Below are 10340 nucleotides of genomic sequence, written 5' to 3' on the forward strand. Positions count from 1 at the left end.
CGACATCGAGATATCTGCCGAGGCGCACCGTGGCCGCCGCTCTAGTAAGGCAAACCTAACTTAGCCTGACCTAACCGGACCGGCCAAGTCGGCGTGGCGGCACGATGGACGGTGGTACGCGCACATCAATGAAGGAGACTGTCGTGTCGGCGAACAGCTTCGACGCCCGCAGCACGCTGCAGGTGGGCGACGAGTCGTACGAGATCTTCCGGCTGGACAAGGTGGAGGGCTCGGCCCGACTGCCGTACAGCCTCAAGGTCCTGCTGGAGAACCTGCTCCGCACCGAGGACGGCGCGAACATCACCGCCGACCACATCCGCGCCCTGGGCGGCTGGGACTCCCAGGCCCAGCCCAGCCAGGAGATCCAGTTCACGCCCGCCCGCGTGATCATGCAGGACTTCACCGGCGTTCCCTGTGTCGTGGACCTCGCCACCATGCGTGAGGCCGTCAAGGAGCTGGGCGGCGACCCGGCGAAGATCAACCCGCTGGCGCCGGCCGAGCTGGTCATCGACCACTCCGTCATCGCGGACAAGTTCGGCACGAACGACGCCTTCAAGCAGAACGTCGAGCTGGAGTACGGCCGCAACAAGGAGCGCTACCAGTTCCTGCGCTGGGGCCAGACCGCCTTCGACGAGTTCAAGGTCGTCCCGCCCGGCACCGGCATCGTCCACCAGGTGAACATCGAGCACCTGGCCCGCACGGTCATGGTCCGCGGTGGCCAGGCGTACCCCGACACCCTCGTCGGCACCGACTCGCACACCACCATGGTCAACGGCCTCGGCGTCCTCGGCTGGGGCGTCGGCGGCATCGAGGCCGAGGCCGCGATGCTCGGCCAGCCGGTCTCCATGCTCATCCCGCGCGTCGTCGGCTTCAAGCTCACCGGTGAGCTGCAGCCCGGCACCACCGCCACCGACCTGGTGCTCACCATCACCGAGATGCTCCGCAAGCACGGTGTGGTCGGCAAGTTCGTCGAGTTCTACGGCGAGGGTGTGGCGGCGACGAGCCTCGCCAACCGCGCCACCATCGGCAACATGTCCCCGGAGTTCGGCTCCACCGCCGCGATCTTCCCGATCGACGACGAGACCCTGAACTACCTGCGCCTGACCGGCCGCAGCGACCAGCAGGTCGCGCTCGTCGAGGCGTACGCCAAGGAGCAGGGCCTCTGGCTGGACCCGAAGGCCGAGCCGGACTTCTCCGAGAAGCTGGAACTCGACCTCTCCACCGTCGTGCCCTCCATCGCCGGCCCGAAGCGCCCGCAGGACCGTATCGTCCTCGCCAACGCGGCCCAGCAGTTCAAGTCGGACGTCCTCAACTACGTCGACTCCGTGGACGAGTCCGGCAAGGAGTCCTTCCCGGCCTCCGACGCCCCGGCCGTCGCGCCGAACGGCGTGCCGTCCAACCCGGTCACCGTCACCGCCCCCGACGGCTCGACGTACGAGATCGACCACGGCGCCGTCACGGTCGCCGCGATCACCTCCTGCACCAACACCTCCAACCCGTACGTCATGGTCGCCGCCGCGCTCGTCGCGAAGAAGGCCGTGGAGAAGGGCCTGACCCGCAAGCCGTGGGTCAAGACCACCCTCGCCCCGGGTTCCAAGGTCGTCACCGACTACTTCGACAAGGCGGGCCTGACCCCGTACCTCGACAAGGTCGGCTTCAACCTGGTCGGTTACGGCTGCACCACCTGCATCGGCAACTCCGGTCCGCTGCCGGAGGAGGTCTCCAAGGCCGTCAACGACCACGACCTCGCGGTCACCTCGGTCCTCTCCGGCAACCGCAACTTCGAGGGCCGGATCAACCCCGACGTCAAGATGAACTACCTGGCCTCCCCGCCGCTGGTCGTCGGGTACGCCATCGCGGGCTCCATGAAGGTGGACATCACCAAGGACGCCCTGGGCATCGACCAGGACGGCAACCCGGTCTTCCTCAAGGACATCTGGCCCTCCGAGGCCGAGGTCAACGACGTCGTGGCGAACGCCATCGGCGAGGACATGTTCAACAAGTCCTACCAGGACGTCTTCGCGGGCGACGCCCAGTGGCAGGCGCTGCCCATCCCGACCGGCAACACCTTCGAGTGGGACCCGGAGTCCACCTACGTCCGCAAGCCCCCCTATTTCGAGGGCATGCAGCACGAGCCGGCCCCGGTCACCGACATCTCCGGCGCCCGGGTCCTGGCCAAGCTGGGCGACTCGGTGACGACGGACCACATCTCGCCCGCCGGCGCCATCAAGGCCGACACCCCGGCCGGCAAGTACCTCACGGAGCACGGCGTCGAGCGCCGCGACTTCAACAGCTACGGCTCCCGCCGCGGCAACCACGAGGTCATGATCCGCGGTACGTTCGCCAACATCCGCCTGCGCAACCAGATCGCGCCGGGCACCGAGGGCGGCTACACCCGCGACTTCACGCAGGACGGCGGCCCGGTCTCCTTCATCTACGACGCCTCCCGCAACTACATCGAGCAGGGCATCCCGCTCGTCGTCCTCGCGGGCAAGGAGTACGGCTCCGGCTCGTCCCGCGACTGGGCCGCGAAGGGCACCGCGCTGCTCGGCGTCAAGGCCGTCATCGCCGAGTCGTACGAGCGCATCCACCGCTCGAACCTCATCGGCATGGGCGTCCTGCCGCTGCAGTTCCCGGAGGGCGGCTCGGCCCAGGCCCTCGGTCTGACCGGCGAGGAGACCTTCTCCATCACCGGCGTCGAGGAGCTCAACAACGGCACCACCCCGCGCACGGTGAAGGTCACCACCGACACCGGTGTCGAGTTCGACGCGGTCGTCCGCATCGACACCCCCGGTGAGGCCGACTACTACCGCAACGGCGGCATCATGCAGTACGTGCTGCGCAGCCTGATCCGCAAGTAAGCGGTACGGCACGGCAGTCGGACACCGGAAGGGCCGTATCCCCGTATGTCGGGGGTGCGGCCCTTCCGCCGTTTCCACCCGATGTCATCACCGACCCTCAGGCTGAACACAGCGTTCCGACAGCGGACCGGGACAGTATCGAGACATGTCAGGCATCCTGGGGTCCCCTTCCGCCCGCGTCCGTGCGATCGCCGTCGGCCACGCGTTCTCCCCCCGGCACCCGGTCGACCGGCCCCGGACACCCGCGGTCCGCGCCGCGTACGGCAGGGGCCGCACGGGCGGGCCGACGGAGGACGGCGGATGACCCGCCGCCCGCGCGCCCGCTCCCTGCGCGCCCGCCTGCTGCTGTTCGTCACCGCCACGCTCGTCGTGGTGTGCGCCGCGATGGCGCTCACCACCGCCCTGGTCCAGCGCGGCTATCTGATGGGCAACCTGGACGACCGCGTCACCGAGGCCGTCGAACGCAACCTGGGCGGCGCCCGGTCACGCCCCGACGACCCGACGAGCCTGGCGTTCCTCACCGAGAACGGACACCCCGCCGGGATGCTCGCCGCCCGGCTCGACGCCGAGGGCACCGTCCTCGCGGCGGCGCGCGTCACCCAGGGCGCCCCGCCGCACGACCTCACCGCCGCCCAGCGCGCCGCCCTGCGGGGCATCGCCCCCGACGGCTCCGCGCACACCCGCACCCTCCCCGGCCTCGGCACCTACCGCGTCGCCGCCGCCCAGAGCGGGGGCGTACGCGTCCTGACCGGGCTGCCCATGGACGAGGTACGGCACACGCTCGCCGCGTTGGTGCTCGCTGAGGCCGGGGTCGCCGCGCTGGGGCTGACCGCGGCCGGTGTCGTCTGCGCGGTGGTCATCCGACGCCAGTTGCGGCCGCTCGGCCGGGTCGCCGCCACCGCGGTCGAGGTCTCCCGGGCCCGGCTGGACCGCGGCGAGGTCACCGGCCTCACCCGGGTCCCGGCCCGGGACACCGACCCCGGCAGCGAGGCCGGGCAGATCGGCGCCGCGCTCAACCGGATGATCGACCACATCGAGTCCTCCCTCGCCGAACGCCGGCGTGGCGAGGAACGCGTCCGGCAGGGCGAGGAACGCATGCGGCGCTTCCTGGCCGACGCCGGCCACGAGCTGCGCACCCCGCTGGCCGCGATCGCCGGGTACGCGGAACTGATGAACCGCGGCGCCGACCGTGTCGAACCGGTCCTGGCCTGGCGCCGGGTCTCGGCCGAGTCGGCCCGGATGACCGGCCTGGTGGAGGACCTGCTGCTGCTCGCCCGGCTGGACGAGGGCCGGCCCCTGGAATCGGGCGAGGTCGACCTCGCGGCCGTCGTCGCCGAGGCGCTGTGGGACGCGCGGGCGGCGGGCGACGGCCACGACTGGCGGCTCACGCTGCGCCTGGACGAGGCCCCGGCCGTGGTCACCGGCGACATGAGGCGTCTGCACCAGGTGGTTGCGGCCCTGCTGGCCAACGCCCGGACGCACACACCGGCCGGCACGACCGTGACGGCGGAGGTGGAGACGGCGGGGGAGCGTTGTGTGATCCGGGTACGCGACGACGGGCCGGGGATCCAGGCCGAGCTGCTGCCGACGGTCTTCGAACGCTTCACCCGGGCCGACACCTCCAGGGCCCGCGCGCCGGGTTCGGCGGGCGGCTCGGGGCTGGGGCTGGCCGTCGCGGCGGCGATCGTGGGCGCTCACGGGGGCCAGATCGGCGTGGAGAGCCGCCCGGGCCACACGGAGTTCACGGTGGACCTGCCGGCGAGGAGCGCCGACGGTGTCCCTGAGCACCCCGGGGCCGATCGCCCCGACAGCGCGGTACGACGGGAAGAAAGCGCCCCTACCCTGACCCCGTGACCACAGCCGACCCCCTCCAGCGCGCCCTCGACGACCCCGGTGATCCGCCCCTGCGCCCCCTGCCACCCCAAGTGGCCGAACTGCTCAGGGACTTGGCGGCCCCGCCCCGCCTCGCGGCCCACCTCCGAGCCGTGCACGACGTGGCGCACCAGCTGGTGACATGGGTGGAACGTGAGTACCCGGCCCTCCAACTCGACGCCGAGGCCGTGCTGTTCGGGGCGGCCACGCACGACATCGGCAAGGCGGTGCACCTCGCCGAGCTGTCCGGCCCGGGCTCCGCCCACGAGAGCGCCGGGCGCGAGCTGTTGCTGGCCCGGGGAGTCGAACCGCGGCTGGCCCGCTTCGCCGCCACACACGCCGACTGGAACGGGCCGGACATCCGGCTGGAGGACCTGCTGGTGAGCGTCGCCGACAAGGTCTGGAAGGGCAAGCGGGCGCGGGAACCTGAGGATCTGGTGCTCGCGCGGCTCGCGGCGCACAGTGGCCGCAGGGCCTGGGAGGAGTTCCTGACCTTCGACGACCTCCTCATGTCCATCGCCTCCCGGGCCGACGGACGGCTGGCCTTCCAGGCCGCCCACCCCGTGCACCGGACGACCTGAGCCGCGCCCCGTTGCCCACCTGAGCCGCGCCCCGTTACGACCTGAGCCATGACCCCGGTACGACCAGAGCCGCATCCCCGGTTTACAGTCGCGCCCATTCGCGCTAACTTCCGCAACAGGTGGGGTGGGAGCGCTCCCATTGGGTGACGGACCGGAACCCGCCGCCCCCGGCGCGCCCACCCCACTCGTATCCGCACACCACCGGCACCGGCACCGGCACCCGCACCCGCGTCCGTACGACCGTATCGAAGGAACTGTCTGTCATGATCCTGACAAGAAGCTCCCGATCGGCGCCCGGCTCCCCGCGCCGATTAACGACCCCCACCCGAGCCCTCTTCCTCATCCTCGTCTCCCTCCTGGCCGCCGTCCCCGCCTTCGCCCTCGTCGTCACCGCGGGCGGCACGGCGCAGGCCCACGGCACCCCCATGAAACCCGGCAGCCGTACCTTCCTGTGCTGGCAGGACGGGCTGACCGACACCGGCGAGATCAAACCCGTGAACCCCGCCTGCAAGGCCGCCCAACAGGTCAGCGGCACCACCCCGTTCTACAACTGGTTCTCCGTCCTGCGTTCCGACGGCGCCGGCCGCACCCGCGGCTTCGTCCCGGACGGGGAGCTGTGCAGCGGCGGCAACCCCAACTTCACGGGCTTCAACCTCGCGCGGGGCGACTGGCCGCTCACCCACCTCACCTCGGGCGCGACCGTCGACTTCTCCTACAACGCCTGGGCCGCGCACCCGGGTTGGTTCTACGTCTACGTCACCAAGGACGGCTACGACCCGACCAAGCCCCTCACCTGGGACGACATCGAGGACAAGCCCTTCCTCTCGGTCGACCACCCACCGCTCAACGGCACCCCGGGCACGGTCGAGGCCAACTACTCCTGGACCGGCAAGCTCCCGGCGAACAAGTCGGGGCGGCACGTCATCTACATGGTGTGGCAGCGCTCGGACAGCGCGGAGACCTTCTACTCCTGCTCCGACGTCGTCTTCGACGGCGGCAACGGCGAGGTGACGGGCATTCACGACCCGGGCAACCCGACCGACCCCGTCCCGGGCACCTGCTCGGCCACCCGTAGGACGACCAACAGCTGGAACGGCGGCTACCAGTCCGAGGTGACCGTCACCAACACCGGTGACGTCCCGATGCTCGGCTGGATGGTCGACTGGACGCTGCCGGGCGGCCAGCGGGTCGCGAGCCTGTGGAACGGCAACGCGACCTACACCGGGCAGGACGTGATGGTCCACAACGCCGACTGGAACGGCTCGCTCAGTCCGGGACAGAGCGCCACCTTCGGGTACGTGGTCCAGGGCGACGGCGGGGACAGTGCCACGACCCTGCCCTGTCGCGTCGGTTGAGGCACCGCTCAGGGCGGACCCGGTGGCGGTGTGTCGCCCCACCGGGTCCGCGAGCCGGTCCAGGCCGGGGGAGTGCCTGTCCGGGTGCGGCTGGCTTGTGCGGTGTGCTGGCTGGTGCGTGGTGCCGGCTTGTATGACGACGCTGTGGTGCGACAACGTTGTCGATTGGTCTGCGCATGACTCTACCGCGCCAACGGACAACGATGTCAACCCACTTGGCCTGCTGCTACCCGAACGAGTGGCGCGTTCCGTGCGCCGGTCCGACAGCAGGCGGTCTTCCGTGGTGCCCGTGGCGCACGCTACGGTCGCTGCGGCTTGTGCGACCTGTGGTGCGCGACCCGTCCGAAGGAGGAGGGGCCGCGTCATGCGCTTCCGTCCGACGTCCCTGCTGCTGGCCGCCGTTCTCGCGGTCACCGGCGCCACACCCGCCCTGGCGGCCACGTCAGCACCGCCTGACCTGGTCAAGGACCCGACCTCGTACGTCGATCCGCTGATCGGCACCAAGAACGGCGGCGATGTCTTCCCGGGTGCCGTCACCCCGTTCGGCATGCTCTCCTGGAGCCCGGAGAACACCAGGGGCGACGCGACCAGAACGGCCGCGCCCGGTGGCTACCAGTACGACGCCACCCGCATCCGGGGCTTCAGCCTGACCCACATGTCCGGCACCGGCTGCGCGGGCGGCAGTGGCGACATCCCGTTCTTCCCGTACGCCGGCGAGGTCACCTCGTCGCCCGCGAGCGACACCAAGGACGCTGTCTACGCCTCGGACTTCAGCCACGCCGACGAGACCGCCGAGCCCGGGCACTACAAGGTGGGCCTCGCGTCCGGTGTGACCGCCGACCTCACGGCGACGGCGCGCACCGGCTCGGCGCGGTTCACCTACCCGGCCGACAAGCCTGCCTCGCTCCTCGTCCGCACCGCCAACTCCGAGGTGGGTTCGACCGATTCGTCGGTGACCATCGACCCGGCGACGCGCACCGTCTCCGGCTCGGTGACCTCCGGAGACTTCTGCGGCTACCTCGATCCGGAGGGTCAACGGGCCTACTACACCCTGTACTTCACCGCCCGCTTCGACCGTGACTTCAAGGCCACCGGCACCTGGCAGGACGACAGGCTGAGCCCGGGTTCCACCTCGGCCTCCGGCGGCACCGGCGGCTTCTCCCACGGCGGACGGCCCGTCGCCGGCAAGGGGGCGGGCGGATATGTGGAGTTCGCGCCGGGCGGCGGACCGGTGAACGCCAAGGTCGGCATCTCCTATGTGAGCCAGGCGGGGGCCGCCGCCAACCTCGCCGCGGAGAACCCGCCGAAGCGCTCCTTCGACGCCGTGCGGGCCGCAGCCCACGACGCCTGGCGGGAGCGTCTCGGCGCCGTCCGGGTCGGCGGCGGCACCGACGACGAACGCACCACCTTCTACACCGCGCTCTACCACGCCCTGCTGCACCCGAACGTCATCAGTGACGTCGACCGCCGATACCGGGGCGGCGACGGCAAGGCGCACACCGTCGGCAAGGGCCACCGGGCGCAGTACGGCACCTTCTCCGGCTGGGACGTCTACCGCGACCAGGTGCAGCTGCTGACCCTGCTCGATCCGCGCACCGGCTCGGACATCGCGCAGTCCCTGTACGAACTCGCCCGGCAGAACGGCGGTGTCTGGGACCGCTGGCTGCACGGCGCGAGCGGCACGCACGTCATGAACGGCGACCCCTCACCGACCGCCCTCGCCGGCATCCGTGCCTTCGGCGGCACGGACTTCGATCTGCGCGGGGCGCTGTCGTCGCTGGTGCGGGCGGCGACCGTGCCCACCGGGCAGGACCTGTCGGCGGCCGGCAAGCCCGTCCTGTCCGTGGGCCAGCGTCCCTCCCTGGACAAGTACCTGAAGCTGCACTACATGCCGTCCGTCTCCAATGCCTGGGGCGGGGCGGCGGAGACCCTGGAGATGTCGACCGCCGACTTCTCCCTCTCCCAACTCGCCGCGGTGGCCGGGGAGAAGGACACGGCGGCGGCCTTCGCCAGGCGCGCCCAGTGGTGGCAGAACAACTTCAACATCGCCGCCGATCCGACGGGCGGCTACATCGCCAACCGCAAGGCCGACGGCAGTTGGGTCACCGGCTTTACCCCGGCCACCGGCAACGGCTTCGTCGAGGGTACGGCCGCGCAGTACACGTGGATGGTCCAGCACAACCCGGCCGGCCTGTTCGCGGCGATGGGCGGCAGGGACAGGGCGCTGGCCCGCCTCGACGCCTTCTTCCACGACAGCGACGGGAGCTGGGCGTTCACCGGCAGCGGCGGCGACAAGTCCGAACTGGACAACGAGCCGTCGATCAACGTGCCCTACCTGTACGACTACGCGGGTACTCCCTACAAGACGCAGGAGACCGTGCGGGCCGCGATGCGGCAGCTCTGGTCGACGCAGCCCGGCGGCATCCCCGGCAACGACGACCTCGGCGCGATGTCCTCCTGGTACGTCTTCTCCGCGCTCGGGATGTACCCCCAGGTGCCCTCTCGGGCCGAACTCACCCTGGCGTCACCGCTGTTCCCACGCATCGAGATCGACCGCCCCCGGGGCAACGACATCTCCATCCGCGCGAACGGCGCCGCCGCCGACGCCCCGTACATCACCTCGCTGAAGGTCAACGGCCGTACCAACCGGCGGCCTTGGCTGCCCGCGTCCCTGGTGCGGGACGGCGGCCGGCTCGACTACACGCTCTCCGGTACGCCCGACAAGACCTGGGGCAGCGATCCCGCCGACGCCCCGCCGTCCTTCCGGCAGGGCGAGCAGCCGTACCAGATCGGCGTCGGACCGACGACGGCGACCCTCGCGCCCGGCGAGAGCACCGAGGTCGGCATCCGTGCGCTGTCGATGAGCGGGGGAGCGGGGCCCGAGGTGCGGTTCCAGGTCGAGACACCCGAGGGGGTCACCGCGACTCCCGCTTCCGGCACGGTCGTCGACGGCTCGCAGAAGATCACGCTCGGCTCGGCGAGGGACATGAGGCAGGGCTTCTACGACGTCAAGGTCACCGTGACCTCCGACGGCACCTCCTACGAGCAGCCCGTCGCCCTCACCGTGGCCGCCCCCGGCACCCTGCTCGCCGCCTACGACAACACCGGTGTCTCGGACGACGCCGGTGAGCACGACGAGGCCGACTACGACGGCGGCGGCTGGAGCTACTCCCGCCAGGCCCTCGCCGCGGCCGGTCTGACACCGGGCGCGCGGGGGACGGTCGACGGGCTCACCTTCACCTGGCCCGACTCGCCCGCAGGCCGCCCGGACAACGTCTCGTCCGACGGGCAGACCGTCCGCCTCGACAGTCCGGCAGCCGCGTTGTCCTTCGTCGGCAGCGCGGTCAACGGCAACCAGCAGACCAGGGCCACCGTCACCTACACCGACGGCGGCACCGAGGCGATCGACCTCTCCTTCACCGACTGGACCGTCGGCGGAGGCGGCGGCACCGTCCAGTACGGCAACGAGGTCCTCGCCAGGACCGCGTACCGGAACGTCGCCGGCGCGGACAAGGACCCGGTCGCGACCTACGTCTTCGCCACCAAGCCGTTCGCGGCCCCGCAGGGAAGGACCATCGCGAGCGTGACACTGCCGCGGAACACGGACCTGCACGTGTTCACGCTGGCGACGGGCTGACCGTTGTACGGATGGGCGCGGATCTCCTTGCGGG

Annotated in this window: 6 protein-coding genes; all 6 read left to right on the top strand. The window is 71.1% G+C overall.

Features of this window, described 5'->3' with window-relative positions; translation table 11 throughout:
- Positions 1-143 precede the first annotated feature (143 nt).
- A complete protein-coding gene (acnA, locus tag ACWCQ1_RS35785; RefSeq protein WP_358598701.1) occupies positions 144-2861 on the top strand; it encodes an aconitate hydratase AcnA in 2718 nt (905 codons plus the stop codon).
- A 145-nt stretch (positions 2862-3006) separates the two neighbouring features.
- The gene (locus ACWCQ1_RS35790; protein WP_451028234.1) at positions 3007-3165 is read left to right on the top strand and encodes a hypothetical protein; all 159 of its coding nucleotides are present in this window, start codon (positions 3007-3009) and stop codon (positions 3163-3165) included.
- Positions 3162-4715 carry a sensor histidine kinase gene (locus tag ACWCQ1_RS35795; RefSeq protein ID WP_451028235.1) on the top strand — a complete coding sequence of 518 codons (1554 nt, stop codon included), beginning with the start codon at positions 3162-3164 and terminating at the stop codon, positions 4713-4715. Before ACWCQ1_RS35790 ends, ACWCQ1_RS35795 begins: the two co-directional genes overlap by 4 nt.
- Positions 4712-5314 carry an HD domain-containing protein gene (locus tag ACWCQ1_RS35800; protein ID WP_451028236.1) on the top strand — a complete coding sequence of 201 codons (603 nt, stop codon included), beginning with the start codon at positions 4712-4714 and terminating at the stop codon, positions 5312-5314. Before ACWCQ1_RS35795 ends, ACWCQ1_RS35800 begins: the two co-directional genes overlap by 4 nt.
- Before the next feature lie 263 nt (positions 5315-5577).
- Positions 5578-6669, top strand: coding sequence for a lytic polysaccharide monooxygenase (locus tag ACWCQ1_RS35805; protein WP_451028237.1), 1092 nt, complete (start codon positions 5578-5580; stop codon positions 6667-6669).
- Between the two features lie 364 nt (positions 6670-7033).
- Positions 7034-10306, top strand: a complete 3273-nt coding sequence (locus ACWCQ1_RS35810; RefSeq protein WP_451028238.1) for a GH92 family glycosyl hydrolase — start codon at positions 7034-7036, stop codon at positions 10304-10306.
- The last annotated feature ends 34 nt before the right edge of the window (positions 10307-10340 follow it).

Source organism: Streptomyces sp. NPDC002144, assembly GCF_053593695.1.